The 26984-nt window shown below is 40.3% G+C and carries 25 protein-coding genes, 2 pseudogenes and 1 riboswitch; of the genes and pseudogenes, 9 read left to right on the top strand and 18 right to left on the bottom strand.

Annotated elements, in window-relative coordinates; genetic code table 11:
• Positions 1-792: 792 nt before the first annotated feature.
• Positions 793-1020: a hypothetical protein gene (locus tag B9Z54_RS19740; RefSeq protein WP_113930081.1), complete on the top strand. Its 228-nt coding sequence runs from the start codon at positions 793-795 to the stop codon at positions 1018-1020.
• A gap of 287 nt (positions 1021-1307) precedes the next feature.
• Positions 1308-2132, top strand: a complete 825-nt coding sequence (locus B9Z54_RS19735) for an STAS domain-containing protein (RefSeq protein ID WP_113930080.1) — start codon at positions 1308-1310, stop codon at positions 2130-2132.
• A gap of 91 nt (positions 2133-2223) precedes the next feature.
• Here B9Z54_RS19735 and B9Z54_RS19730 read toward each other — a convergent pair whose 3' ends face one another.
• From B9Z54_RS19730 to B9Z54_RS19705, 6 genes and pseudogenes are all read right to left on the bottom strand, one after another.
• On the bottom strand, positions 2224-3921 hold the full coding sequence (locus B9Z54_RS19730; protein ID WP_162785297.1) for a M3 family oligoendopeptidase: 1698 nt from the start codon (positions 3919-3921) through the stop codon (positions 2224-2226).
• Between the two features lie 579 nt (positions 3922-4500).
• Positions 4501-6360: a putative bifunctional diguanylate cyclase/phosphodiesterase gene (locus B9Z54_RS19725; RefSeq protein WP_113930078.1), complete on the bottom strand. Its 1860-nt coding sequence runs from the start codon at positions 6358-6360 to the stop codon at positions 4501-4503.
• 626 nt (positions 6361-6986) lie between these two features.
• Entirely contained in the window at positions 6987-8162 is a 1176-nt protein-coding gene (locus B9Z54_RS19720) for a DL-endopeptidase inhibitor IseA family protein (protein WP_113930077.1), read from the bottom strand.
• Positions 8143-8685, bottom strand: a complete 543-nt coding sequence (locus tag B9Z54_RS19715) for an RNA polymerase sigma factor (RefSeq protein ID WP_240190024.1) — start codon at positions 8683-8685, stop codon at positions 8143-8145. Before B9Z54_RS19715 ends, B9Z54_RS19720 begins: the two co-directional genes overlap by 20 nt.
• A gap of 172 nt (positions 8686-8857) precedes the next feature.
• The gene (locus tag B9Z54_RS19710; protein WP_113930075.1) at positions 8858-9253 is read right to left on the bottom strand and encodes an NUDIX hydrolase; all 396 of its coding nucleotides are present in this window, start codon (positions 9251-9253) and stop codon (positions 8858-8860) included.
• A gap of 575 nt (positions 9254-9828) precedes the next feature.
• Positions 9829-10463: pseudogene (locus B9Z54_RS19705) on the bottom strand (YwaF family protein).
• A 517-nt stretch (positions 10464-10980) separates the two neighbouring features.
• Positions 10981-11081: riboswitch (purine riboswitch) on the top strand.
• Positions 11082-11302: 221 nt separating this feature from the next.
• On the opposite strand from B9Z54_RS19705, the gene B9Z54_RS19700 reads away from it, so the two are divergent.
• Positions 11303-12595 carry an NCS2 family permease gene (locus B9Z54_RS19700; RefSeq protein WP_113930074.1) on the top strand — a complete coding sequence of 431 codons (1293 nt, stop codon included), beginning with the start codon at positions 11303-11305 and terminating at the stop codon, positions 12593-12595.
• Between the two features lie 1370 nt (positions 12596-13965).
• Here B9Z54_RS19700 and B9Z54_RS19695 read toward each other — a convergent pair.
• Positions 13966-15447: a Na+/H+ antiporter NhaC family protein gene (locus tag B9Z54_RS19695; RefSeq protein WP_113930073.1), complete on the bottom strand. Its 1482-nt coding sequence runs from the start codon at positions 15445-15447 to the stop codon at positions 13966-13968.
• Between the two features lie 227 nt (positions 15448-15674).
• On the opposite strand from B9Z54_RS19695, the gene B9Z54_RS19690 reads away from it, so the two are divergent.
• Positions 15675-16172, top strand: coding sequence for a L,D-transpeptidase family protein (locus B9Z54_RS19690; RefSeq protein WP_113930072.1), 498 nt, complete (start codon positions 15675-15677; stop codon positions 16170-16172).
• A 253-nt stretch (positions 16173-16425) separates the two neighbouring features.
• On the opposite strand, the gene B9Z54_RS19685 is transcribed toward B9Z54_RS19690, so the two are convergent.
• The 10 genes and pseudogenes from B9Z54_RS19685 to B9Z54_RS19635 all read right to left on the bottom strand — a co-directional run bounded on the left by B9Z54_RS19685 (position 16426) and on the right by B9Z54_RS19635 (position 23513).
• On the bottom strand, positions 16426-16698 hold the full coding sequence (locus B9Z54_RS19685) for a GNAT family N-acetyltransferase (RefSeq protein ID WP_240190015.1): 273 nt from the start codon (positions 16696-16698) through the stop codon (positions 16426-16428).
• A 484-nt stretch (positions 16699-17182) separates the two neighbouring features.
• A complete protein-coding gene (locus B9Z54_RS19680) occupies positions 17183-17659 on the bottom strand; it encodes a GNAT family N-acetyltransferase (RefSeq protein ID WP_162785296.1) in 477 nt (158 codons plus the stop codon).
• A 16-nt stretch (positions 17660-17675) separates the two neighbouring features.
• On the bottom strand, positions 17676-18506 hold the full coding sequence (locus B9Z54_RS19675; protein ID WP_113930069.1) for a DUF2785 domain-containing protein: 831 nt from the start codon (positions 18504-18506) through the stop codon (positions 17676-17678).
• A 10-nt stretch (positions 18507-18516) separates the two neighbouring features.
• Complete coding sequence (locus B9Z54_RS19670; RefSeq protein ID WP_113930068.1) at positions 18517-19068, bottom strand: GNAT family N-acetyltransferase; 552 nt, start codon at positions 19066-19068, stop codon at positions 18517-18519.
• A 306-nt stretch (positions 19069-19374) separates the two neighbouring features.
• On the bottom strand, positions 19375-19830 hold the full coding sequence (locus B9Z54_RS19665; RefSeq protein ID WP_113930067.1) for a DIP1984 family protein: 456 nt from the start codon (positions 19828-19830) through the stop codon (positions 19375-19377).
• A 255-nt stretch (positions 19831-20085) separates the two neighbouring features.
• Complete coding sequence (locus tag B9Z54_RS19655; protein ID WP_113930066.1) at positions 20086-20628, bottom strand: GNAT family N-acetyltransferase; 543 nt, start codon at positions 20626-20628, stop codon at positions 20086-20088.
• Positions 20625-21122: a DinB family protein gene (locus tag B9Z54_RS19650; RefSeq protein ID WP_113930065.1), complete on the bottom strand. Its 498-nt coding sequence runs from the start codon at positions 21120-21122 to the stop codon at positions 20625-20627. The genes B9Z54_RS19655 and B9Z54_RS19650 overlap by 4 nt, the downstream gene beginning before the upstream one ends.
• Positions 21123-21294: 172 nt before the next feature.
• Positions 21295-21604 (bottom strand): annotated as a pseudogene (locus B9Z54_RS19645) (YiaA/YiaB family inner membrane protein).
• A 303-nt stretch (positions 21605-21907) separates the two neighbouring features.
• Entirely contained in the window at positions 21908-22513 is a 606-nt protein-coding gene (locus B9Z54_RS19640; RefSeq protein ID WP_113930064.1) for an alpha/beta hydrolase, read from the bottom strand.
• 16 nt (positions 22514-22529) lie between these two features.
• A complete protein-coding gene (locus B9Z54_RS19635; RefSeq protein ID WP_113930063.1) occupies positions 22530-23513 on the bottom strand; it encodes a ring-cleaving dioxygenase in 984 nt (327 codons plus the stop codon).
• Between the two features lie 382 nt (positions 23514-23895).
• Here B9Z54_RS19635 and B9Z54_RS19630 point away from each other — a divergent pair, with 382 nt between their 5' ends.
• From B9Z54_RS19630 to B9Z54_RS19615, 5 genes are all read left to right on the top strand, one after another.
• Positions 23896-24465, top strand: coding sequence for a hypothetical protein (locus tag B9Z54_RS19630; RefSeq protein ID WP_113930062.1), 570 nt, complete (start codon positions 23896-23898; stop codon positions 24463-24465).
• On the top strand, positions 24462-24731 hold the full coding sequence (locus tag B9Z54_RS19625) for a hypothetical protein (RefSeq protein ID WP_113930061.1): 270 nt from the start codon (positions 24462-24464) through the stop codon (positions 24729-24731). The genes B9Z54_RS19630 and B9Z54_RS19625 overlap by 4 nt, the downstream gene beginning before the upstream one ends.
• The gene (locus B9Z54_RS26545) at positions 24728-25048 is read left to right on the top strand and encodes a peptidoglycan binding domain-containing protein (protein WP_345840753.1); all 321 of its coding nucleotides are present in this window, start codon (positions 24728-24730) and stop codon (positions 25046-25048) included. Before B9Z54_RS19625 ends, B9Z54_RS26545 begins: the two co-directional genes overlap by 4 nt.
• 32 nt (positions 25049-25080) lie before the next feature.
• Positions 25081-25578 carry a VanW family protein gene (locus B9Z54_RS26540; RefSeq protein WP_345840752.1) on the top strand — a complete coding sequence of 166 codons (498 nt, stop codon included), beginning with the start codon at positions 25081-25083 and terminating at the stop codon, positions 25576-25578.
• Between the two features lie 173 nt (positions 25579-25751).
• Positions 25752-26261 (top strand): hypothetical protein, encoded by a 510-nt coding sequence (locus tag B9Z54_RS19615; RefSeq protein ID WP_113930060.1) that lies wholly within the window; start codon positions 25752-25754, stop codon positions 26259-26261.
• A 45-nt stretch (positions 26262-26306) separates the two neighbouring features.
• Here B9Z54_RS19615 and B9Z54_RS19610 read toward each other — a convergent pair whose 3' ends face one another.
• A complete protein-coding gene (locus B9Z54_RS19610; RefSeq protein ID WP_113930059.1) occupies positions 26307-26840 on the bottom strand; it encodes a GNAT family N-acetyltransferase in 534 nt (177 codons plus the stop codon).
• Between the last annotated feature and the right edge of the window lie 144 nt (positions 26841-26984).

Raw genomic sequence — 26984 nt, 5'->3', positions numbered from 1 at the left:
ATGGTATGTTTAGCCAGGAATCTTACCATTAAATCATGGAAACACGAAGTTAATGGCATGTTTAGCCAGGAACTTCCGCTAAAGTTCCTCCTGTGGGACCAGCGGGACAGATGAGACCCCAATCCAGTTACAGCGCCTAGCCCTCAAGGTCTGATCAAGGCGAATCCAGCTTCAGCGGCCAGCGACTAGTAGATTTCGGTCTCTCTCCTTGTGAATCTAGCTGCATGGCCAAAGGCGGCTAGCGGACTTCCCTGCCTCTTTGCGATAAGTCAACATCAACTTAACTACGTTCGTTGTGTTTCCTTTATCTCATGCGGAGACTGTCCAGTCCGTACGTCGCTGAACGGCCGCTACCGCTTTTAAAAAGCCGAGGAGGCCGGGCATCCGCCCCGCGGTGTCGGGCGCCAGGAGCAAAAATCCATTAATTTAAAATAGCCACAACCTTTGCGAAAATAGCTATACAAAAAGATCGATTTAAGATTTTTCCCCTGGCTCGAATAAAACTAAGTAAAATCGAAATAGAACGAAACTTTTTTGCCCTGTCAATCGTACTTGATAGCAATGAATATATTTTAACGATTTTCATCACTCTGCCTTTTTACCACTGGCCAATAAAGTTATATTATTGCTTTTCTTATCATCTTTATATTATATTCGGCAGACTAGTAAATTTAAGACCCCCGCCGCTTAAAACTCAGTCTTCGGACCGAGATAATAATCTATCAATTCAGATAAAATATCTATATAATAGAAAATACGTTTAACATTACTTTTATATTAAGGAGGGGTATTATGACAGGCACCATCGCTGTTGTCATGATTTTTTCCATCCCGATTATAGCCATCGTTACCGACCATTTTCAGAAAAGCTATAAGTATAAGCAAGCCTTATTAAAAGATGAACTTAAATTGGAAAAACTTAAACAAGAGAACTTTGTCATGGAAACTGAAATGATGAAATTGGAATTGGAGCGAATGAAGCTGGACCGTCCGAAAGAAGACAAGACTGAGGTCCTATAGATATACCCGGCCCCGGAACCCTCGATGAATCCTGGGCCGCTGCATCTTTCGTAATGCCAAATTCACTTCACTCCTTGCTTTATGACAGGCAGATCTACCACACCTTCTACCCGATTTCAAATTCCCCTGCCAGTTTCCTTGAATATTAATCAGTCGGGCAGGCAATGATTTCTCCCCCGGCTCAAGTCAGATTACTCCTAATACAAGGCATTTCGGTTGTAAGTATATTAATTCTTATGTACTATTAACTAGGAATCTTATAACTTATATACTAATGGGGTAAAAACATGGATCAATTAGAGTTACTATCGAAAAAATTAATCGAGAATAAATATACCATTGCCAGAGAAATAACAAATATCAAACCCTATCAAGAGTTAGACCTTGATGAATCTGTAATCCAAGAACTGCTTGAAGGCAGAGCACAATTCATTTACCTGCTTGCCCAATCACTTCAGCAGGATAAACCTGATTCACTCATGAAAGACATAGCTCACTGGGCTGAATTTGCCGGACAGGCGGCTATCGCTTCCAATGCACCAATGAAGAGCACTTTGAGCACTTCAAAGTTATACAGAAAACATATTTGGAAGTATATCCGTGAAATAGCCACAGAATATGACTTATCTCTTGAAACGGTTTTTGACGCAGCATCAATCATAGATCCTTTATTGGATGAAGCCATTTTGATTTTCGGGTTAAGCTATGTTCAATATCATGAAAATGCACTCAAAAATACAAAAGAGGAATTCCTCAGTATTTCCTCTCCAGTTGTTAAAATCTTTGATAGTGTTGCGATACTGCCGCTGATTGGCGATATTGATGGGGAGCGGGCACACATCATCCTTGAAAAAACCCTGAACAAGGCATCCCAATACCGCCTCTCACATTTAATCATTGATCTTTCAGGAGTCACGATGATGGATGATATGGTGGCATCAGAAATCATGAAAATCGCTGAGGCCCTGAAGTTACTTGGAATCAAGGTAATCTTAACGGGAATCCTTCCTGATATGGCACATAAGATCATCCAGCAGGGAATCCACCTTCCGGACATCGAAACACTTGGCTCACTTGAAAAAGCCGTCAGGGAACTCCTAATGATACAATAAAGGGAAGCAATTTTGCTTCCCTTTTCTATTTGTGCAGGCAAAATCTTCTCCAGCAGGAGGAAGTATATATTCATACATTTTTATTCTTGATTTAGATGATGAATTCTTGTTTTGCATTAATCCATTCATCAGCAAACTCAAGAATTTCGGCTAATGCATCTTCTTCAAAAGGGGATTTCAGTCCGGCCGCCTTGATGTGCTCATGAAATGTCCTGCTGCCACCCGCTTTACACATTTCCAGATAGCTTTGCCAGGCAGCCGCTGGGTCTTTTTGAGCTTTCTTCTGCAACTGTACTGCCACTGTATGTGCCAAGTCATAGTCTATGAAGTAAAAAGGGGTTAAATATATATGGGCAATACTATGAAAACTTCCGCCACTGCCCAAATATTTATTTCCGTCATAATCCATTTCAGGCATGTAGCTTTCTTCCAGCTCTCTCCACTTTTCTCTTCTTTCCTTGATAGAAGCTTGTGGTTTTTCATAAATGAAATGCACAAATTCATCCACTGCATTTGCGAGAGGCATGTACATAAACGCTTCTGCCAGGTGGGAGTACTTGTATTTCGATGAATCCTCTTTAAAAAAGTCATTCATCCACGGCCACGCAAACCTTTCCATTGCAAAAGAAAAAATCTCTGCAGAATCGACTGGAATAATATATTCAGGACACCCCAGCCCGCTGCTCATAAAAAATTGAAAGGCGTGCCCCGCTTCATGAGTAAAGACACGAACATCATTTGAAGCACCTGTTAAGTTTGCAAATATGAAAGGCTTTATTTCTCTTCCCAGATATGTTGCATACCCTCCGCCGCTCTTACCTTTTCTAGGATATAGATCATAATATCCATGTTGGAATAGGGTACTTGAAAATGTTTCAGTTTCTTCAGAGAGATCTTTCAATAGAAATTGCATACGTTCCATAAACTGCTTTTGATTTACCTTTATTGTGGGAGGACCATCCCTGAACATAATTTTATCATCGTAATACTTTAAGGTTTCCACACCAAGACTGCATTTTTGCCTCTCTCTTAAAGATGATACAAAAACTACGCCATGCTTCCTGACTTGATTTCGATAACTCTCTAAGTCAATAGGGGTAATGCCTATACGATTCATACGCTCGTAACCCAGCTTAATGAAGTTCTTCCTTCCTAATTTCAGCGAGATTTCATTTCTCACCTTTATTAATTCATCAAGAATCTGATCAAATTCATCTCCGTTCTCTTCAAAAAAAGTTGTTCTGGCTGCCCATGCAAGCTTCCTGACCCTTCTATCTGAACTAACCATATAATGACCTAGAGCGGATAACGGCAGCTTTTCTCCATGGAAATTTACTTCAGCTGTTCCAAGTAAATTCGAGTATTCTTCCATAAGTTGATTTTCAAGAATGAGCTCTTTTTCTATTTCTTCTCGATAAGAGTTTGCTTTCAATTCGGCAATCCTGAATAACTGTTTTCCCCATTTCTTTTCAAGCTCCTCTCTCTTCTTACAAAGAAGGAGAGCATGATAATACCCGTTCACTAATTTTTGATAGAAGGCATCCCATGACATGAACTTCTGATATGCTGCCGACGCTTTTTGATTATTATAATCCTGTACATGTCGAAGAGTAATAAGATTTTTAGCTGCTTCATATTTAAGGCGCAAAGCATTCATTTTCTTTAGAGTCCTTTCAAGGATGAATATATCATTTGTTCCTTGGAATTCTTTCAACACCTCTTCAAACTCTTTTTGAAATGAATCGAAATCAAATGCGTTTGAAATTTCTTCATTTTCAATTGTCTTCACCAATAACACTCCTTCTTAGTTATTACCTTTAATAGTAATTTAAATTACTTTATAAAACAATATTAATATCTGAAAATAAAAAAAGCCCTATTTATCCGGGCTTGAAAGGCAATTCCTTTGGTTTAATGATTCCTTTTATAAATGCATAAAACTTTATGTTCATGATATCCCTATTAAAGTCATTTTAGTTTTACCATTACTCGTTGGGAAAACAGTATATACCTTGGCTGTTTCCACAAAGATTGCCGCTGTTTTAATAGTAATGGTTTTTCACTCCCGAACTGCTGGATGTTGGAACTAGAAGCCCGCTAGTCCCTCTGGAGGCAGCACGCCTTCTGCTCCAATACTTCCAAGTATGATGGAAGTAGGATAAATTTAAAAGCAGCAATTTTTTTGAAAGGTTTTTCACAAGATACGTGATATCCCGGATACTAAGGTTTCTCTCTTTAACATGGAGTTAGTAGCTCTTTTTGTGATGACGTTATCTTCCGAATTTTATATCAAATAGCAACAAAGTTTACGCAAAGAGCCTGTTCCTTAAACAGTGAGACCAAGGGCATTACTTGAAAAATAAATTGTCTAACAAGGCAGCGCCGGGTCAGCTGAAGGGACAATGCTGTTTCCTTTGAGGTATTTCAGCAAATCGCTGCTGTTAAGTGGTCTGCTATAATGGTACCCTTGCGCATAACGGCACTGCTCCCTTACTAGAAAATGTTCCTGCTGAGGAAGCTCAACTCCTTCTGCGACTACTTCTATGCCAAGGTTTTCTGCAATGGACATGATCGCTTTTACGATCGCATCATCTTTACCGCTTTCATTCACACTTTTGATAAATGAACGATCTATCTTAATACTATGAATCGAAAAGTCTTTCAAGTAACTGAGAGAGCTGTAGCCTGTTCCGAAATCATCAATGGAAATCCCGATTCCATTGACTTTAAATTTTTCTAAAAGGGAAAGAGTATGTTCTGTATTAACCATAGCCATTGATTCTGTTATCTCTATTGTGACAAGTGAGGGGGATATCCCCGTTTCCGTTATAATATCCCAAAGCACTTCAAAGATATCCTTCTTTGAAAATTGTTTGAGTGACAGATTGACAGAAATGGTATATTCCTGATTCAGCAGCCTGTTCCAGTCATGAATCTGCCTGCAAGCCTCCCTGACCACCCATTCCCCAATGGAGACAATCATTCCCGTTTCCTCTGCAATATGTATGAACTCCCCGGGGCTTACCATCCCTTTCTCCGGGTGGTTCCACCTCAGCAGTGCTTCAAAACCGACCACTTTTTTATCCTTCAGGCTGATAACAGGCTGATAGTAGACTTCAAATTCATTATTAAGAAGAGCCTTGCTTAAATCGGCTTGGAAGGTGATATCCTTGTTAAATTGCTCCTCTAACTGGTTGTTAAAAATCGTGAAAGAGTTGCGTCCATCTCCTTTCGTCTTATACATACTGATATCTGCCTTGACCAGCAGTTCTCCAGGAGTTTCGGCATTATCAGGGTATGAAGCAACACCGATTGAGGTTGTTACTGTTATTTGACGGCCGTTGATAACGAGGGGATTGGATAAGTAATCCAAAATACTGCCGCAAAAATCTTCTATCGATAAGTCATTCATTTCTTCATGGTAAAAGATAACGAATTCATCCCCTCCCAGGCGTCCTGCCCGATCAAGAGGACCTAATTTACTTTTTATAAATGATGAGACTTTTATAAGCACTTCATCTCCAAAAAAATGGCCGTGCGTGTCATTGATATGTTTAAAATAATCGAGATCCAATAGTAATACATAAAATGGCAGTTTTGACTCCCCGGTCTTTTTAGAAAGGCTCTCCTGCATATAGGAACGGTTATGGAGGCCTGTAAGAGAGTCATGATAGGCCAAATAGTTTAACTTGGCACGTTCATCCAGGTATTGTCTTTCTCCTTGTGCAACGGTGATGGCAAATAACAGGATCGTGCTGACATATTCAACATTGAATATGTCATAATTTACAGTCAAACTGAATGACTCTAGAACTGTAATAAAAGAACAGAAAAGAGAATAACCGCAAATTATAGATATGATTCCTAAAGATAAATTCTTCACTTTGACCCGGGAATGCAGCTGATCGAATCTGATCTGCTGCAGCACCCTTGTAAGCAGGAATAAAGTTATAATGGTATGAAGCACAGCGAACAGAAGAGTGTTGTTAAGGATATATGTATCAAAACCTGTGAGTTCCAGGTAGAGGGTGCACTGAATGGCTACCAGGAATACTCCCGCTACTATACTGCTTATAAAATAACCTAAAGAATTTTTATCCTGCTCAATATTTTTCAGGTTATAAAAGACAAGACTGAACGCCAGCATAGTAAATGAAAACAAGCTGATGAACAGAACGGCCATTCCCGGCGTCCTTATGTTTTCAACCAAGCTATATTCAATTGCCAAAAGAAAGAAGACTCCCCATGTAATAACGGATGCCGAAAAAGAAAAAGGACGACAGCCATTGTCTCTTTAAAGAGGTGACTATACTTTAATAAAGCATAGATTGATATACTGATAATCAGTATTGAAATTAGTAAAGTCAAACTCTCGATACTCACCCAGCAGCCCCCTCCCAAATTATGTCTTTACTCTATATGCTGTGAAGCTTGAATGTGGATATTTCTTCCTACTTATTATATTTAAGTAATGATTATTACTGCAACATTATTTTTATGATTTATGCCGGTCAAGTCCTTATACTGCTACCCGAGTGGAATAACTCCGCTTGTGCACTAGTGATGAATCTATAGTCTCGCTTTATTGCCGTCTTCTTTTATCCCAATAGGTATATTATTTGATCCCCTTGGTATTTATCTCTCTTATTACACGGCTATATTCAACTATCTAAGCATTCTATACTATTTTACCATATATTTCTTTTAATCCTGCTTTATTTTACTTTTCTCGTATCTCTCTTTCATAAGCTATGTGTTTATTTTTTATAAAATAATTTTTATTAAAAGAGTATTTCCCAGTTTCTCCATTTCCATAGTTAAAGACCGGACAAGCTATGACCGGTCAAAGGTACTTTATTGAATTGGCATGAAACCAACATTCCAAATTCCGTCTTCATCTTTGATCATTTGAAACCCCTTCAGGCCATTATTATTGAATTCGATATAACCATGGTTTTCATTTTTTTCGATGAATTTTCCGTTTTGAATGCCGTTGTAAATTTCCAGAATTTCTTCTTTTGTAGTTTTCTCAGAAAGAGATATTTCTAAATGTTCCTCTTCTGTCCATCTTACATATTCTTCTCTGTCAGTATATAAGGCATATTCCGCTTCGTAGTTGTTTTCCGATCCTGCTATAACATAAAGCTTAGCTATGCTGACAGGTTCAAGGTCCCTAAGATGCTCCTCATTATAATCCGCAGAGAATTTTTCGTAAACCGCTTGCTCTGCTTCTGTTAGTGAAAATGCAGCAGCAGGAGTCTCGGATTTTTGTTCATCTGGGATTTCCAAATTGTCACCGTATGCAAAGGGCAGCTTTTCGTCCAGTTTCCAACCATTTTCATAGATCAAGGTCAGTTCGAAGACTGAAAATTTTTCACTGTTTTCAATATGAACCTTATATTCTATCCGACGGGCCTTCTTTCCATCTTTTTTGTAACTAAGTATTTCACCATCCGCCCATAGCAGTTCACCCGTGAAAGATTTATTGGGCTGAGCCAATTTATCATTCACCACAATATAAGGGATTTCGTCAAAAATGGCTGAAGCGATTCTCTCCGAGTACTTTTCCTGCAAGTAAGAAAGCACTTGTTCCTTTGTCCTAAAGTCTTCTCCCATATACCTATACTCCACACCATCATGTTTAAATCCACTCCCCGTATTCGGACCTCCCCCATTCACTACTACAGAATAATGAGCAAAAGCAGTTCCAATTAATTCAGCTGCTTCTTTTTCAGTAATGTCTGCTATGCTGTCAGAATTGAGCCGGGCAGGACTTTCCAAATTTCCCGGTGTGGAAGTTGAATTGTTCAGGTTCCATGAAAACATGATTTCTGACCCAATATACACGGCCGCCAGCATCAACAAGGCCGCCGCAAAATTGGGGATCCACTTGGTCCGCTTGCTTTTAGCAGGATTCAATCGTCCTCCCATCAACTGGCTGCGCAGTTCCTCTCTGAATTCTGGACGCGGTTTCAAATCAGGTCTTTCTTTCAGCGGCTGCAAAAATTCATCAACCTCTCTTTTGTTCATGAAATATCACCTCTCCTTCATGGGATTTAGACAACAGACCCTTTAAACGTTTGATGGCCCTGTGATAATTCACTTTAACTTTGGTTTCCTTCCACCCCAATATTTCTGCTGTTTCTTTAACCGAATACTCCTTTAGACCTCTTAGAATGACGACATTTCTGTAGTCAGGCTTTAAAGTGGATAACGCCTTTTGCAAAGTATGATAATCATCATTCCTTTCCAACTCTTGTAACGGATTTCCTCTGCTGTTTTTTTCTAGTTTTCCTATTAATTCAGGCACCAGGGAGATCATTTTTCTTTTTCTGTAGTGATCAACCGCTGTTCTTCTTGCAATGGAAAGAATCCACGTATTGATGGATGAACGATGTTCAAACCGGGCATAACTTTTAAAAGCCTTAATAAATGTTTCCTGAGTCAAGTCTTCAGCTTCCGAATGACTATTTGTAAAGTACAAAAGATAGTGGTATACATCTTGAAAGCATGATTCGTATAATTCATGTAAATTTGATTCTTTCACTTCCATCCCCCCTTGCAACCTGCACATTAGTCGTTCCCCAACCAAAAATGGTTTCATTTTTTCGAAATATTCCTTTGTTTAATTTCACTGTTTGGCTTCTATTCCAGGGCACAGTTTTGATAAAAAATCTTAAAAAGAAGCCCTTGAAAAGGCTTCCAGAATGTTTTATGTAATGATATTAAAAGGATTCGGTTATATTTTGAAGCAAAGGCAAATCCTCAGGATACATTTGACTCAGTCTCGCAAATTCGCCGATTGATTTCCAGCAAGCTTCTTCTATGTTTTGATCAGGATCATTTACTTCCAAATATCCTCCTGACATTTCCACGTGAAAATAATAAGTCGTTACAGCTATTCCTTTGATGACTGTCTGCTTGACCTGCAATCTTCGTAAAACTTCAACTTCGCAGCCTGTTTCTTCTTTTACCTCACGAATGCAGCACTCTTCAGGTGATTCTCCTGGTTCTATCCCTCCAGAAGGAACACTCCATAAATCAGTTCCCATACCTCTGACTACAAGTACTTCCCTCTTATCGTTTACACATATAGCCGCAGCGCCTCTCCATTCTTTCAATGAAATCCCCCCTACTCTTTGTTTGTTCTAATTGTATTATACAATTATTTCCTTAATTTCGGACAATAAGACCATTATTTTGTGTGGCTTATGACTGGCAGAACGTTAACTTGTCTCTCTACAAAAAGAGGCTGAGTAAAAAAAATAGATTTCCGCTCCAGGTGCACGACTCCGCGGGGCGGGCGGTGAGCCTCCTCGGCTTTGCCTGTGGGGTCTCACCTGTCCCGCTAGTCCCGCAGGAGGTCGCACACCTTCCGCTTCAATCCGTCTACGTTCAGGAAAAGTGGTAAATAACCTGAAAAGTAATCTGTTTTAATAGAGATAAATAAAATGAAAAAACCGCCTGAAGTCAAGTATATAACCTTGATTTCAGGCGGTTTTATTTTCGATTATTATAACTTACATCGACTAGTTTTCCCATCCTCTTCATACAACATTATCGTATTATCTGGTAATGTTCCTGAATTCAATAAATCAGAAAGAGTTGTTTCTCTTTCAATGAGTTAGCCACTGTCTTCAACTGGAAAGTCGGAAACTGAGGCTTTTCTCAAATATGAGAACTGTTACAAATCTTATTAAGACTGTTTAACAAACATCTTTTTATTTGATAGGTGAAAAGGGACATATAATAAAGAAAACAAGATGAACGCCACAGCTTCCAAAAGTAAGATGTACCACGGGTATGGACCGAGTAAATCGATTGGACTTGAGTTGACAGGTTTATGAAGCAGAAACATGTAATTCGCATCGATTGCGATATTGATCAAAAAACAAAAAAAGCGATGATATTCAAAGCCGCAAGTGATTTTAAGACAGATGAGTAGGTCGCTTTATACCCTTCTATCCAAACCATATATAAACAGGAAAGAACAATCGCTATATGCGCAATGAAAAACTGGAAATAACGAAAATGAGGAAATCCATAGAATAATTCCGGTGTTAGAATAGCAACGAAAGCACCTGTCATACTGACAAAAAAACTGATTTCAAAGATGCGGTAGCTTCTTGTCAGAAGCATGATCGTACACAAATACAGTGAAAGAGAACATAGCTGAAAAGGAAGGTTAATGGCGGCATCCCATCTGTCATTAAAGATATACCAATATTGAAATGAAACCTCACCAAATATGAGTAAAAAAACCAAGAGGTATCTGGTCAACTGCCTCCCATGTGCTTTTATCTTATTTCTTGATATGTAAAAAAGAATCATAAGGAGAATAGATATCCCTATGGCAGTCAAATGGGACATTGAGAACAATACAAATGGATATCTCTCACTATCAAAATTCAACACATTCTTCCACATCCCGGCCCCCTTATCCTGATGTCCTTTAAAGCGCTAAACCAGACTGTCACGCTTAGCGCTTTAAAGGACTTCACTCTATTGTTTATTATAATTATATTATGTTTAGCAGGGTGGTCAAGGTCTTCATTATTCTTCAGTTCTATCTTAATAACCCTAATGGTAGTCTATTATGGCTCTATGAATTTTATGCATAATGAAGAGTTTTTGAATCGAATGGTACCCATCCCTTCCCTGCAGGAAGTTTGTCCTTTATCCAAAAGAGTGTGGTCTTGAATATATCGATAAACTATTATTATAGATTTAAATTCCCTTATCGCTGCTGGATAAACGCGCGTCATTACAGCTGCCTTAATAATTTAAATTAAATGACATTTCCATTCTCTATTGACGGTTTATTTCTATGTTGGTAAGATGACTACTATTATATTTGAATAATAAACCTTGTATAAGTTCAGGAATACGGCCTGAGCGTTTCTACCAGCTACCTTAAATAGCTTGTCTACAAGGATAGTGATGATTGTTTTGATTATTTCTATTCTTATGGATGATTGCTCTGGCGGCTGATGGCTGCCGGGGCTTTTTTTAATTTGTACAATTGAATTCTTACTTTCCTGAAATTGCAGATACAGGGTGAAACAAAATTACTGATTGGGGATGCCCTGACTTGCAGCGGCTTTAAGCTTTTCAATTCATTTGACATATTAAGTCAACTATCAACACATGACAACTGGAGGTCAATCAGCATGAAGAAGTTTTTTCAATTTGAAGAACGAACTACATCCTATAAACAAGAAACACTAGCTGGAATCACCACCTTTTTATCAATGGCATATATATTGGTGGTCAATCCCGTCATTTTGAGCCAGGCCGGAATGGATAAAGGAGCGCTGTTTACCGCAACTGCCTTATCCGCCATCGTCGGTACTCTGCTAATAGGAATATTGGCGAATTATCCAATCGGGATAGCTCCCAGCATGGGGTTGAATTCATTCTTTACCTTTTCTGTATGCATCGGGATGGGAATCGATTGGGAGGTAGCTCTAACAGGTGTATTTGTGGCAGGGATCATTTTTATGATCTTAAGCTTGCTGAAAATCCGCGAAAAAATCATTAATGTGATCCCGCAGGATCTCAAGCATGCGATAGCTGCAGGGATTGGATTTTTCATCGCTTTTATCGGATTGAAGAATGCCGGAATCATTGTAGCCAATCCTGACACCTTCGTATCTATCGGCAAGTTGGCATCACCATTGACTGGCCTTGCGGTCGCAGGGTTTGTCATCACTGTCTTGATGCTTGTCCGTGGAATACATGGTGCTATCTTCATAGGGATGGTCATTACGACGATTATTGGAATGACCTTCGGCTTGATTGGTATTCCTGATTCCTTTGTCGGGAAGGTGCCAAGTATTGAACCTACATTCGGTGTTGTCTTTTATCATTTAGGGGATATATTCACCCCTCAAGTACTGACGGTAATCTTCACCTTCTTGTTTGTAGCTTTCTTTGATACAGCTGGAGCATTAATAGCTGTTGCAAGCCAGGCAGGGTTGATGAAAAATAATGAAATACCAAACGCTGGCCGTGCATTGCTTGCAGATTCCACTTCTGGGGTTGTCGGAGCCGTACTGGGTACATCGACCACAGCTACATTCGTTGAATCATCCGCAGGAATCGCTGTGGGTGGACGGACTGGTTTTACATCAATCGTAATATCAGCGTGCTTTTTTATCGCCTTGTTTTTCTCTCCGATATTAGGAGTGATTACTCCAGAAGTAACAGCACCGGCACTGATCATAGTCGGCGCGTTGATGGCCACAGAGATGAGCAAAATCAACTGGGGCCGCATGGAAATAGTCATCCCGTCTTTCATTACCATCCTGATGATGCCGTTGACTTTCAGTATCGCTACGGGAATTGCACTTGGTTTTATACTGTATCCACTGGCACTGATTTCTCAAAAGCGGTTTAAAGAAGTACACCCGATCATGTATGCGCTCTGCATCCTCTTCACTTCCTATTTCCTGTTCGTCTAAGGAGCTGCTTATGTGGGTAGGTAACTTTTATGAAACTGCCTAGTTAAGCTGATTAACACATTAACGCAAGAAAAGGGACAGTCCTTTTTCTTGCGTTAATATTAAAGACTTATCTTCTATAAGCTAATGGATTCGGTTTTCTGGTGCTCTCTTTTTAAAATGCTGTATTCCCAAGGATTGTGGCTGTCTTAATAGTTATGGATTTCCGCTCCAGGTGCGCGACTCCAATCCTTCTACGTAAAAGGATGAGGAGTATAAATTGCATTTAAAAGCCTCAATCTTTTAGATAGGCTCTTTTCGTAGACATTGTTGCTATTTAATATGTAATTCGGAAAATAATGCCGGAATTCCCCCGAAAAATCCTGGTAAGCAAGAAAGAAAAGAGCTACACTCTCCGTTTATAGAGGAAATACTTCGTATCCGGGGAAAAATCCGCTCTTGGGATTTTACCGAAAGCAACAATCTATGCAAAAAAGCCTTTAGAATGGTTCTTTTGGTAAATTTATTTTCTGTTTAATATGGTTTTAATAATATAACGTCGTTGTTCATTTAGTATCTCATTAAATAGAATGCCGGGTTCCTTCACCTTTAATATATGTGTCGGGACTTTTCGGTTGGAAATTCCGGTTCAGCCAATAGAGAGCTTTATAAATGGCTCTTTTCATAAATTATGCTGCTTTTTAATAAGAATTCTGAAGATAACACCCTAATTCACTTAAAATATTCTGGTAAGCACGACAGAAAAGAGCTGCTTCCGCCTATTAGAGAGAAAAACCTTAGTATCCTGGGAATAACCCGGCTCTTAGGATTTTTACTTAAATCAGCAAAATATAGGAAAGTCAGTCTTATAAATAGAGGGAAAAACTCCCCTTATTTAGTAATTAGCGGCAAAATCGGCTGAAATAGAGGGAATAATTCCCCTTAATGACCTAAAAATTTCAAAAATTAGTGATATTCGAGTGATTAAAGGGAAAATTTCCCCTTATTTGACCCCTAAACAAACGCCAATCTGTATTTAACGGTAAAATTTCCCCTTATTTTCATTTGGCTCGTTCTCCGTTTAAGGACAAGATATTCATTTAAACGCTGAATCCTCCGCACTAGTGGCTGTAATAACATCACGTGGCAACGGTGTAAGCCCTGGGCATGGGCAGCCTCGACAGGAGGATAATACTTTGAAAAATTAAGATTGCCTCAGCAACTGTGAGGGTCATTAAAATAATGTTTTTGAATTCCTAATAAAGAAAACTCGCCAATTAACCCGGCGAGTTTTCTTTTTCGACCAATTTTGATGCCAATACACTGTCATTTCAACATTTGCATCTCAAAACGAAACGAATCAGCATTGTTCCGGCATCTATATTTAATGATCATTTATAGTCTTTAGGTTTTATTTCTTCTCCATTTTTGCCGCTGTAGCGAAGACCCCAGCCGGTGAAGGCTGCAATCAGCATCACGATAAGCAGGCCCCATCCCTGAAAGACGTATGGTACCACTTCTGTCGGACTGACGATAGGCAGAAAATCATATTCATCAGCCGCCCCTTTTATGGTCGCCCATGCGAGCAATACGCCCCCGCTCCATGGAAAGATATATCCTAATGAAGAGGAAACCGTATCAAGGAAGTTTGCCCGGCGGTAAGGATGAATATTCATTTCTTTCCCGATTTTTCGGACAAATGGCGCAGCTGCTATTTCTGCTGCCGTATTGATTGTTATGAAAATATTCAGGAATGCCACGATTCCGAAGATTGACAATTCAGCTCTGCGAACCACATTATTGATCAATTTAAGGAAGAAGTTTTTGATGACTTCCATTGTGCCTGCTACCTCCATCAAATGAGCGGCAGCCAGAATAAATAATATTAGAATTGCCATATTGAAATAGCCGCCGATTCCGCTCATTAATGCACCTTCCACCACTGCTGTGCCAGTATCATCTTTATAAATATGGATGACTTCTGTAAAAGGTGTACCTGAAATAATGATAAATGCAATGGAAGCTACAATACCCCATGTAAGGGAAGTAAGCAAATGATGGCCTGATAAAGCTAGATATAAAACCAGTACGAATGGAATCAATAGCAGTAAACCATTAGGAGAGACCTGTTCCTGCAGCTGAGCCATGGCTTCTGAACCCGCTGCTTCTCCTCCGCCGCCCAACAGAACGAACAGAATAAGTGCAGGTATAGCCGCCGCAATAGAATATTTGAATCTGGACCTCACTACTCCCGGAACATCTGCTTCCTGTGTTGTAGCCGAAACGATTGTCGTATCGGATACCGGTGCCAGATTGTCTCCAAACACAGCCCCGCTAAGGATAGCTGCAAGCAGTACTACAGGATCGGCTCCCAATATGATACCTGCAGGATACATAAGGATACCAAATGTTGCGACAGTTCCGTATCCTGTTCCAACAGCAGTAGAAAACAGTGCTGCAAGCAAAAAGGTCAAACCTGCAAAAAGACCGCCTTCCAGATTGGTTTGAAAGCCAAACCATATCAGCCCATCAACCAGCCCTCCAGCAGAAAGCAATTTAGCGAACATTCCCGCCCAGAACCAGGCAATTACAGCTATTACCCCTATAGGCTGCGCCATTCCGGAAAATAAACTTTGAGCATAATCAGCCCATTTTGATTTACAGAAGAAAAGACCTATGGCAATTCCGATAACCATCCCGAGCACAAGTGCTTCCTCTGTAACAAGCTCAACGACACTTAGTGAAATCGCCCAGATTATAAAGAATACAAGCGGTATCGTTGCGGTAAAAACCCCGCCTCTGAATTCCAGCCGCTTGACCGACCTTTCTCCAATTGCGTCATCGATGACTTCATCTCTTTGTTTCTTATCCATAATGTCCCCCCTAAGTTTGTTCCTACTAGTCTATCATTCCGCAAAATATTTTGAAAATATTATTTTTGCATTAATAGCAATTTAGTTCTTTAGCACGGGATAACATAAGTATTCACCTGTTATAAAAGCAATATTTAAATAATATGTCTCACTCTTCTTACCTAAATAAAGCCACGATTTCCCGGATGCTCACATATTCTGCAATAAACACATCTTGGAGGTACGCCATGTATCAGCATACAGTAAAACCCGGTGAGACATTATGGTCAATTTCAGAAGATTACCGTACACCATTCGCTGAATTAGTGAGGATTAATAGCATAACCAATCCCAGCATGATTTACGCAGGGCAGCAAATCACCATTCCCGGACTTCCCGACCCTGATCAGATTCCTTACTCCATCAGAATTTCAACCAAACAAAGAAAATTGACGCTTTTAAAGAATGGAACAGTTGTTAAGACCTATCCGATTGCAGTCGGAAAAATGTTGTCAGCCACACCGATTGGGAAGTTTGTCATTATTAACAAAGCTCCCAACCCAGGAGGGCCTTTCGGAACCATGTGGATGTCCCTTTCCAAAAAGTCATATGGTATCCACGGGACCAACAACCCTTCTTCCATCGGAAAAGCGGTTTCAAAAGGCTGCATTCGTATGTACAACAAGGATGTAGAAGAGCTTGCCAAAACCGTTCCAGTAGGGACCCGTGTTATTATTTCTCCATGAAAAAGATTAATCACAAATGAGGTTTAGTCGCAAAATTGTCGCTGTGGCTCCTTCTCCGTAAAAGAGGGAGGTTGATAAAATAGCTTTAAAAAGCAACAATATTTTAGAAAAGAGCCTATAAAAAAAGAGGACGAATCCAATAACGGTTCCGGCCTCTTTTTTCTAGTTAGTGAACTATTGTTAGCTTGGCATTTGTCTTGCAAAGGCTCTTACCATTTAATCTTCCGTTAAGTAGAACTTTTCTCTTCTCTTCTTACTGCAAAACATCCTGATACTTATCTTCACGTTCGAGCACCCGCTTGGCAAAAGGACATTGGGAATCAATTTTCAAGTTATTCTCTCTTGCATACTGAACAGCTTCGTCAACCAATTTTTCGCCAACTCCCTGACCTCTCAACTGCTCTGAAACAACGGTGTGCTCAATGACAAGCGCTTTGGGATCAGAGGAATAAACTAATTCTGCTTCAGGTGAATTCTCGTCCCCGCCTTTATAGAATTTATTTGTCCCTTTTTGAATCTCACTCATTCTATCCGCCTCCTCTTTTGTTTTTACTGCTTTTATAAATTTCCGCATGTCAGTAGCTTAAGTGAATCAACATTGGTGCTTCCTGCTGTAAATGTTAAAAACCAACAGCAAAACTACGGTTTGTAAGGATAAGCTTAATCAGCGTTTTAGAATCCAGACAGTCACCATACACCTGCATCCTGTCCTTTTCCCTTAATAAGGAGGTGGTAAAACGTTATAATGTTCCGGGTGTTCAATTAATCAACTTTTTCTCCAAATAAAAAGGCTGTTTTCGCATATATTGTTGCTTTCGGAAAAATCCCAAGAACCGGATTTTTCCCCGGATACTAAGAGTTTTATCTTTTATCAGGGGATAGTAGCTCTTTTCTTTTCGGTGTTCCCAGATTTACCCCTCTCAATATGGGTACTTTTTCGGAATTAGTAACAAATAGCAACAAAGTTTACGAAAAGAGCCAATAAAAAAGAAGCTATCTTGGATAACTTCCTAATCTATCTTTATTTCCATTTTCCTTGCCTGTGTTGTCATTCCCATCTTTTCGTAAAAATCAATGGCGCTTTGATTAAACTCCCATACGCCCAATTCCAGACTGACAGCGCCGCATTCTTTGGTAAACTCCACTGCTTTTTCAAACAGAAGCCTTGCAATTCCCCTCCGTCTGTAAGAGTCCTTCACCCCCAAATCATGCATGAATACCACGGGAGCCTGTACTTTGATATCCCACTTAGGAGGCCACGTTTTTTTCAAAATAGTGAACCCGGCAATTTCTCCCTGATCCTCAACGATATAAACCTTTGAATCAGAAGAGGAAACCAACTCATCATAATAAGTCTTATCGAGTGTCTCTTCTGTCCTCTTATATTTATCCGGCCTCGCCTCCGCATGTATATCATGAACTTCTTTATGTAGAGGCTTCAAACTGGAATAATCCTTTAATCCCGCTTCTCTGATTATATATTCCACTTCATAGCTCCTCCGCTTAGATTCTGTAAAAAGTTTTATGCCACTGCTCCAGTATAGCGGAAATTTCATTCTGCACTTCTTGGTACTCACCTATATATCCCATTCGGAAGTACAGCGATTTCAAAAAATCCAATAGGTTCTTCTTTCTTTTGAAAAGAGGAACCGAATAACCTGTTTCTTCGAGTTGACCCTTTAAGTTTTCATTCATTGAATGAATCCACTCCAGCAGCTGCCCTTCTGTCATTCCTCTTTTCAAGAGAGCCTCAACAGCAAATATCAGCCTTTCATCCTCGTCATCCATGTAAACTGCTTCTTTTTTATAACAAGACGCTATAGCATCTAAACAAGCAGGAATCTGACTTTGCTGAAAATAAGGATGCGCAATGGAAGCTGCCAAAAGATCTGCGCCATGGGCAATGCTATGAGCCCATCCCTTCCCCTGTACATAGCCGCGGGTATCCCGCTCAGCCTTCAGGTATTGAATGGTCTTATCAATTGCTGCCAGAATCAATTCTTTGGGGAGCCGTTGAATTTCAGCATCCTTTCTCATTATCAATGCAGCTGACAATGATGAGAAGCTTCGTGTAAACACGGTGTCAGTGGACCTCTCGCCTATTTTATAAAAGAGATGGCTGTCATCTAAGGATACACTCAATAACCATTTTAAACTATTATCAGTCAGTACGTCTTTTTCCACCCATCTATAGAGTGTTGTATAGATTAATTGATCTCTCAGTTCAGGATCAGGGTGTCCAATGTTCTCTATCATTTCATCAAGGACCAATTCATAGTGGTATCCTTGATAGTCATTTCTTTGAAAGTCTTGCAATCTGCATTTAAGATCCATATTTAAATCCTCAATTCTGTTTTTTCTTCCATTCTTCTAAGAGCAAGCCATATACTTCATGGTCAACATACTTGCCATAGAGCTTCTCAGCGCACCTGATCCTGCCTTCTTTAACGAAGCCCAGCCTCTCCGGAATGCCTCTGCTCTTCCTGTTTTCAACCGCAGCCCTGATTTCTACTTTATTCATTTCCAACTCGCTAAACGCATGGTCTATTAAGGACTCCACCACCCTGGTCATGATCCCAAGGCCTTGGAACCCCTGCCCCAGCCAGTACCCGATATAAGCTATACCATTGCTCCTGTCAATCTGGTTAAAACCTGCAGTACCCGCTATCTCTCCTTTAAAAAGAATGAGTGCGGTAAGACTTTTTTGCTGAGCGTAATTTTTGAGGGAATATTGGATGAATTCCTTTGTATCTTCTGGTGATTTCGTTCCATCAAGCCAGGGCAGCCACTCTCGCAGATAGTCTCTAGAAGAATCCGTTAATGCAAAAAACTCTTCCGCATCCTTCAGTTCGGGTAATTTCAGGGAAAGGTTTTCGTCGATTTTATGTATAAACATTTCAGCAGCTCCTATTTGTTTTAAATGACTTTCATAGAATACAAGCTATATATCCCGCTTCCCGCCCTCACCTTATTCCTATCCGATGCGTGGTAGTAACAATTATTGATACACAATGAAGGGTTCTTTGTTCTGAGAATAATTTGTACAATCGGACTTGAACCGATAGGCACTCTCCCAGCCCTGCCATCATAAAGAGCAAATGCATCCGCTATATTCATAAGGCTACACCTTAAATCCAACCTGTGTGTACACCTGCTGAGAACCGCCTGCACAGTTCAGCAGCCTATACAAGGTTGGAATGAATCAGTTTATTTCAGTCATCCAGTTTGCCTGCTGAATCTTTGTATCCAGCAAACGGTATTCTTTTGATAAATCATCTATTTCTTTCTGGATTTTTCGAACACTTACAGTTGGAATCCTGCGGATCTCTGACATGCTGTATCTCGCTTCCACTATCGATGCCTGGTCGGCGAGGGTTTGAAGCATCTGTCTTTTTTGCATGATTATATCCCTTTTCACGAGGGCGTCGGAAAGTTTCCCGAAAGGTTCTAAATCCGTTGAAGCATTTGCTTTTTGAATCAGTGTTACCAACTCTTCAAGTTTTTTAAAAACGCGTTTCATCTCTTTTAACAGGATTTGCGGTTCCTCTGGGGGTTCTTCCCCTTCCTGAATAACCGCTGACCTTTCAAGTCTTCCCGACATTTGGGAAAGCCTCTTCTGCAAGTCGGCTCTTTCCAACAGCGCTTCTGCTAATTTCAAGTAGTCCACCCCCGATTTATAGTTCTGATTCATGATATATTACCATAAATTACATAATTCTGAAAAGGATGAATTTTTCTTTTGAATCTAGGATTTCATCAGACTTGAAACGGGAGGAACCCAGGCTGATGTCCTAAGTCCCTTTTTATAGGCTAACTTCACTATTGTAGATAATACTCCATAAGAACAAGCGCCGATTAATACTGCAAATGGATACTTCCACTTCAAATTGTTCTCACTCCTCATGCGGAAGAATTATTCATGTGCAGGGTTGATGATAGCCAGCACCTGATGGTCCTCCCACTTGCCATTGATGTTCACGCTCTTTCGGGCAAGTCCTTCTTTATGAAATCCTGCTTTCTCCAAAACTCGGATGGAGGCTGCGTTATGAGGCATGACTCCTGCTTCGATTCTATGAAGATTCAAATCTTCAAACCCATACCTTACAAGCATTGTTACTGCTTCAGAAGTGTACCCCTTCCCATTCTGTTTCCTGTCCATAAAATAACCGATAAACGCGCTTTGTAAAGAGCCGCGAAGAACTTGAAATAGGTTGATGGTTCCTACAAGTTTATTTTCGCGTTTTTGGTAAATCCCAAAATTGTAGCCCTCATCATTTTCTTTATCCCTTCTAAATTTCCGGATTCTCTCCTCCTGGGCTTTTTCAGTGTAAAAACCTGACGGCCGGCGCATTGAGAACTCTTCAAAGAAGTCCTTGTTTTCAGCTTGCAAGTGAAGTAATTCCACTGCATCCATTTCATCGAATTCTTTTAGAAAGATCTCTCTTCCTTCGATTATCTCGGTTGCTTTGAGAGCTGATATTCTGTCAGCGTTTGGCAGAACTTTTTTAAAAAATTTTCTATTTGGTTTTGGTGGTTATTGTCATGCTCAATCAAGCTGAGCAGATAATGATTCCAAGTCATCCCCTTACCAGGAATGGTGTGAGAAAACACATCTGGTGGCATTGAATAAAGCAGACCTATCAACTCATTTCTTGCACTGACAAACTCCTCAATCAATTCCTGTTTATCAGAACTTCGGGCATAGGCTGCTGCTGTATCATTGATTTTCTGAACATCAATGGTGAGATCAGGAAGTCCTTCATTATTCAGAAAAGGTTTCAACCGGCTGTCCATAACGAAATGATCCCAAAATATAAGATGGGCGATAACCTCACCTGTTCCCCACGACCCTTCCTTAAAAGACATGAACCACAAGTCCTCCGGTACGTCCTTGAGAGACAAAGCCCATTCTGCTATCCTGCTTTTCTCTTTAATAATTTTTTCTTTCACAGCAGCTTCCCTCCTACTATATATACTTTTTTCATAAAATCGCTGTCTTTCAATGAGAATATCGAAAAACTCACCTTAGCTCCCGGAATGACATTTGGCAAGAAAATCTACTCTCTGAGGATAGTTCCAAAAAGAAAAGAGCGCAGAAGGAAGCATTCTGCGCAAATTATTCTTATATCCAGGATAGATTCATTGAACCACATGCCGTCACCAATTCTATAGGGGGGACCCGCACCGCTGCTGTCGATTTATTCTGCTGTTCAGCGAGTATTTCGTTATCCTCGGCATTATCTCTAGTCACCTTTTGAGTCAGGACAGCACCGACAGCAACCAGGATCATCACAGCAATGTAGTATCCTTTTTCATTCAGCTCCAAACTGGTTTCATTATATAAACCGATGGAGAACAATGCTACACCGGCAATGAAAGAAAAGTAGGATAAAAAAAGTAAATGCCGGGGTATTTCTTCTATACTTATGCATAGTAACATCTCTTCTTAAAAAATTTATATGATAAAAAGAACATACCATAATTTTCTTGTAAAAGTGTAAAAAATTTTCATACTTTAATGTTTATTCATAATAAAAACTCATATGTATATTGAGAAAATAATACTCGGAGCAGTACTATCTTTACTTTGTCAGCCCCACATGATTGCTTGCCAATTTCTTCTCCTTTAATCCAGATACATGAAACAAATCAGCTCCGTCAGTTAGCAAACCTTTCATGCCGATTTATGGAAACAAAAAAGGCACCCTCAATGGATGCCTTCACATAAATTAATACTAAAACTTTTCCTTGAACCACTCTGCGGCTTTGTCCACTTCTTCCCTTGTCAGCTGATGTCCGCCTCTCGTCCAGAACTCTGTTACATCCGCATTTGAAGAACGCAGCGCCTCTGCCAGCTCCTTCGTCTCCTGAGCGGGGATTAAAGGGTCATTCTCCCCTGCGCCAATGAATACCGGTGTATCGCTTAAGTCCGCCATGTCCAACCCTCGGATCGGCACCATTGCGTGAAATAAAATCGCCGCCCGGATGGCATCGCTGTAATGGTACATCATGCTCGCTGCGATATTAGCTCCGTTTGAATACCCGACAGCCAGAACATTGCTGCGGTCAAAAGCATATTTATCAGCACTTACGTCAATGAATTCCTTTAATTCCTTCGTCCTGAAGACCAGGTCTTCTTCATCAAAGACACCTTCTGAAAGTCTCCGGAAAAACCTGGGCATTCCATGTTCTGAGACATTTCCTCTGACCCCAAGAACTGAACAATCCGGCGCAATCATCTCCGCCAGGGGCAGTAAATCCTGTTCATTTCCTCCAGTACCGTGCAAAAGGAGCAAAGTTGGGCCATTCTCTTGTTTCCCTTGCTTAAAAATATGTTCCATTTTCATTTCCTCCTTCTTACTCTTTTGTTTCAAGAGGCTTTAACCTAGCCTCGATTTGATCGCGTTGATCTTCAAAATATGGCGGCAAAGCCAGATTTTCCCCTAAGTGTTCAAAATCTTCATCACCTTCAAAGCCAGGACCATCCGTAGCAAGTTCAAATAAAATTCCGTTGGCCTCCCTGAAGTATAAAGAACGGAAATAATATCTTTCCACAAATCCTGAACTCGGTATCCGCAATTCCTTCAGCAGCTCAACCCATTTATATAATTCTTCTTCGTTTTCGACTCTGTATGCGACATGATGCACACTCCCTCGGCCAGGACGTTCAACAGGGAGATCCGTCCGCTCAATGATATGAACCTCTGCTCCAGTACCGCCTTCTCCAGTTTCCAGAACATTCACTTCGAATTGCTTTCCATCCACCGCTGTGGAGTAGCTTCCCTTCTTACGGTAACCCATTAAGTCTGTCAAAATCTTTTCTGTGTTTTCCCTTTTAGCAACCGTTAAATGGATGGGGCCTAAGCCGCGAATACCATATTCTTCTGGCACCGGACTTTTATCCCATGGTTTTCCGCCTGCTACACCCTCGTTATTTTCATCAGAAACCAGTATCAGGCGCTGGCCTTCAAAGTCCCTGAATGACAAAGCTGCCCTTCCGCTATCTGTCGAAATTCCGTCGTGCTCCACACCTTGTGATTCCAGCCTTTTCATCCAATAATTAAGTGCTTCATCTGAAGGGACCCTCAGTGAAGTAGCCGAAATACTATTCGTTCCCTGATGGGTGCGCCCCGCATGAGGGATTTCAAAAAAAGTAAGGTCGGTTCCCGGATTTCCCCGCTCATCTGCATAGAACAAATGATATACGGATGTATCGTCCTGATTGACCGTTTTTTTCACAAGCCTTAATCCTAACACTTTAGTATAAAACTTGTAATTTTCCTTTGCATTGGCGGTGATGGCCGAAACATGATGCTGGCCTTTCAATGGTTTTAACTCCATTTTGAATCCTCCTTTTAATAGGCTCTTTTCTAACACTTTAGTGCTATTTAATATAATTTTCGTAAACTAATACCATAACTCACAAAAACACCTGGTAAGCAAGAAAGAAAGAGCTTCACCCTGCGTTCAGAGAGAAAAACCTCAGTATCCGGGGATATCTGAAAACAACAATATAGGTGAAAAAGGCCTTTAAATAAGAAAAGTTATCTTAAATCAATTTTACCGTTAATTATCTCAAATTAAAAATATTTGATATGAGAATAAAAAATTTGCTGCTTAAAAGATCAATCTTCACCACAACTTCCATTTATTTGGTGCTTTATCCAAGAAACAATAAGCACAAAATAGAAATAAATCAATATTTATGGAGTTGACTATCACCTTGAAGAAGCTAGCTGTAATTCTTTTTATCCTTTCTATATTCTTTGAACTGCATGCAACCAAATTTTCAGGAGAGGCACTCGCCAATTTAGAATTCAAAATCGAGATGACACCATGGGACAAAGTTGAAGAACTTCTCCCACGGAATTCTAATTTCACGGTCATTGATGTGGGGACCGGCAAAAGGTTCAAGGTCCAGAGGAGGGCAGGCAGCAGCCATGCAGACGTCCAGCCTTTGACGCACCATGATACTAAAATTATGAAAGAAATTTATGGAGGAGAGTGGAGCTGGATGAGGAGGGCGGTTCTTATTCAATCTGACAACCTTCTTATCGCAGGATCCATGCACGGCATGCCGCATGGTGCCGGAGCAATACAAAATGGGTTTCCTGGTCATTTCTGCATCCACTTTAAAGGCAGCACTACTCATAAGACCCAGTCCCCTGACCTCTCTCATCACCTTATGATTTTGAAAGCCGGCGGAAAATTGGATTCATACCTTAATGGACTCGCACCGAAGCCTTTAGTCGATGCTTTCCTGGCAGGGATAAAAATAAAGATCAAGACTTGATAAGAAGAACCATTACCAATAGAAATGCCGATCTGAAAATCTTAAATGAAATTGAAGCTGTAAAGTGGCAGACAAGCATGGTCGCGAGTAAGGAAAATTCATTCATTAAAGAAATAAACGCAGATTTGAAACTCCATCTAAATGACAAGGGACCCGTAAGCTCACGTGTTTCGTTTACAGTAGTAAAAACCTCTCCAATGGCTCCTTGGAAAGTCGATGAATCAGCATTGATTAAACTGCTTAAAGAAAGGAAGGTGGTGGAATGAAAGTATTTTTGTCCTTATTGGTAGCTCTCCACGTAAATTCATCTATGGGAAAAATCCAATTAAAATATGGAGAAGAAATAGTCGGAGAACTTAGCCGGGAGGAATATCAATCAAGTCCCTACACTGACTATTTAATAAATGAGTCCAAACTGAATGAGTTAATCGAAAGTACCAACAGCAGAATTTCAAGACAACCCGTTGATGCGTCTCTCAATGAACATGGCGGCATAGTAAGTGAACAAAACGGACAAGCAATCGATTCAGAAAGATTTAAGCAGGCTTTCTATCGAGAATTTTATAAAAAAAATCAAGTATAATTGAAATTCCCACTAAGGCAGTGTACCCCAAGGTGGACAGTGAATTACTCGAAAGAATTAAACGAAAAAGAATCAGCCATTATGTCACTTACTTCAACTCACGAAACAAAGAAAGAGTCCATAATATCAAATTGGCTTCAGATGCCATCAACAACCAGGTTGTGTTCCCTGGTGAGACCTTTTCCTTCAACCAGATTGTCGGCAAGAGGACGGTTTCGAAGGGCTACCTGCCTGCACCTGTCATCGTAAAAGGTGAATTGTCTGAAGGAATCGGAGGAGGCATCTGCCAGGTTTCCTCTACCCTTTTTAATGCTGTGGATCGGGCTGGGGTGAAAATCTTAGAACGTTATTCTCATAGCAGGAGAGTGCCTTATGTTCCTCCAAAAAGGGATGCCACTGTCAGTTGGTACGGCCCTGACTTCACCTTCCGCAATCAGCATAATCAGCCTCTTCTCATCAGGTCGGTAGTAACTGGAGGGCAAATGATCATTATGGTGTTTTCATCAGAAGATCTTGACTTTCAACGCTGATTATTCTTGTCAATATATGATTTGATACTGTACTAACTCTTGGTCTCTGGGAAATTCCAGAGACCATTTCCCGATTGACACTCTCCTTTAACTATCCCACATATCCACGTAAAAAATATGCTATACTTAACATAACATTAATTATGAATACTCTGAAAAAACAAGGAGGTAAAATGTTATTATATGTTGGTTTTGCCGTTCTTCTAATGAATCTGGTCTTTTTTATGGCCAAATGGTTCGCTCCGGAATCTGAGCTTTTAAACAGTTTTAAAAAGACTTCTCATTTCTGGTGGACTCAGGTTGTTTTATTATTGCTCTCATTAACCATTATCTCCGGCCACTTTTACGGGCTTTCAAAAGCTCAATGGTACACTAGTCCCATGTTCGAGAAAGATTCTCAACTTTATGTCGGCGAAAAGAATGGCCCTGCTATTCTTCATGAAACTTTTCCATTTGCAGGCACCCCGTTTGAGACCGAAATCATTATCCCTGGCAGCGCTGATGGAAAAGACGCACTTCTTTCCCCAGTTTCTGAAAGCGGGGAAACGTTTGAGCCATTGGTGGTAACGATGGAGGAAGGCCGTTCCCCATTGTCCATCACGTTCCCCGAAAGTGGCCAATGGCGGATTGACGTTGAATATGAAGGCAGCGAAAGAGGCTCCATAGTCTTAGAAGTGAAATAATAAAAATACTAAAAAGAAGGCAGCCCGATGCTGCCTTCTTTCTCTCTACCTCTGATGGTTCTCTATCCAAAACCTTTTGATTACATTTCCATCTTCTTCAACATAGTCTTCATCTGGTACACCCCCATTTTTCAGTATGGTCTTTTCTGAACCGGTATTTCCTTTATCACAAACAACAAGGACCCTTTCTATTCCTAACTCTTTGGCTTTCCCTAGTGAAAGCGACAATATTTGAGTAGCATACCCTTTTCTTCTGGCGGTTGGGCGGATACCGTACCCTATGTGGCCGCCTGTATATAAAAGCTCATCTGTTAGAGAGTGTCTGATGTTGACGGCGCCTACAATCGTCTTATTTGAATTAATCAGCCAATAGGTTGAGTCCGGGACCCATCCAGCTGGAAGATTCTCACCTTTTGAATTATTTTCGATAAAGCTTAACATTGTTGAAAAGTCAAAGGGGTCTTTGCTAATGACCCACGGAACCATATTCTCTCCACTTTCTTTCCATTCGTTATAAAATTCCAGATATTGCTCCCGAAACTCAATGGCTGGCTCGATGAGCACTGCTTCATTTTCCATCCTCATCCCTCTTTCATCTTGTAAATTTCAACAATATTAACACAATAAGGATTAAATGAAAATTAAATTTTATTATACTTTCTGAAACACGGCTATAACATAAACCTTGAAGGCAGGCTCTATTTGATTCAGCGAGAAATATAT

The sequence above is a fragment of the Bacillus sp. P14.5 genome (assembly GCF_003316765.1).
Classification (GTDB): Bacteria; Bacillota; Bacilli; order Bacillales; family Bacillaceae_B; genus Rossellomorea.
The sequence above is the reverse complement of the archived record's forward strand: the minus strand, read 5'-3'. Positions and strand labels throughout refer to the sequence as shown.

What these genes read in the sequence shown, in the direction of transcription:
- B9Z54_RS19715 (WP_240190024.1), bottom strand. Translation starts at nt 8,685, where the DNA reads ATGGAAGTGAAAGAATCAAATTTACATGAATTATACGAATCATGCTTT.
- B9Z54_RS19700 (WP_113930074.1), top strand. Translation starts at nt 11,303, where the DNA reads ATGAAGAAGTTTTTTCAATTTGAAGAACGAACTACATCCTATAAACAA.
- B9Z54_RS19635 (WP_113930063.1), bottom strand. Translation starts at nt 23,513, where the DNA reads ATGGAGTTAAAACCATTGAAAGGCCAGCATCATGTTTCGGCCATCACC.
- B9Z54_RS19740 (WP_113930081.1), top strand. Translation starts at nt 793, where the DNA reads ATGACAGGCACCATCGCTGTTGTCATGATTTTTTCCATCCCGATTATA.
- B9Z54_RS19695 (WP_113930073.1), bottom strand. Translation starts at nt 15,447, where the DNA reads ATGGATAAGAAACAAAGAGATGAAGTCATCGATGACGCAATTGGAGAA.
- B9Z54_RS19720 (WP_113930077.1), bottom strand. Translation starts at nt 8,162, where the DNA reads ATGAACAAAAGAGAGGTTGATGAATTTTTGCAGCCGCTGAAAGAAAGA.
- B9Z54_RS19690 (WP_113930072.1), top strand. Translation starts at nt 15,675, where the DNA reads ATGTATCAGCATACAGTAAAACCCGGTGAGACATTATGGTCAATTTCA.
- B9Z54_RS19610 (WP_113930059.1), bottom strand. Translation starts at nt 26,840, where the DNA reads ATGGAAAATGAAGCAGTGCTCATCGAGCCAGCCATTGAGTTTCGGGAG.
- B9Z54_RS26545 (WP_345840753.1), top strand. Translation starts at nt 24,728, where the DNA reads ATGAAAGTATTTTTGTCCTTATTGGTAGCTCTCCACGTAAATTCATCT.
- B9Z54_RS19685 (WP_240190015.1), bottom strand. Translation starts at nt 16,698, where the DNA reads ATGAGTGAGATTCAAAAAGGGACAAATAAATTCTATAAAGGCGGGGAC.
- B9Z54_RS19640 (WP_113930064.1), bottom strand. Translation starts at nt 22,513, where the DNA reads ATGGAACATATTTTTAAGCAAGGGAAACAAGAGAATGGCCCAACTTTG.
- B9Z54_RS19670 (WP_113930068.1), bottom strand. Translation starts at nt 19,068, where the DNA reads ATGTTTATACATAAAATCGACGAAAACCTTTCCCTGAAATTACCCGAA.
- B9Z54_RS19675 (WP_113930069.1), bottom strand. Translation starts at nt 18,506, where the DNA reads ATGGATCTTAAATGCAGATTGCAAGACTTTCAAAGAAATGACTATCAA.
- B9Z54_RS19615 (WP_113930060.1), top strand. Translation starts at nt 25,752, where the DNA reads ATGTTATTATATGTTGGTTTTGCCGTTCTTCTAATGAATCTGGTCTTT.
- B9Z54_RS19735 (WP_113930080.1), top strand. Translation starts at nt 1,308, where the DNA reads ATGGATCAATTAGAGTTACTATCGAAAAAATTAATCGAGAATAAATAT.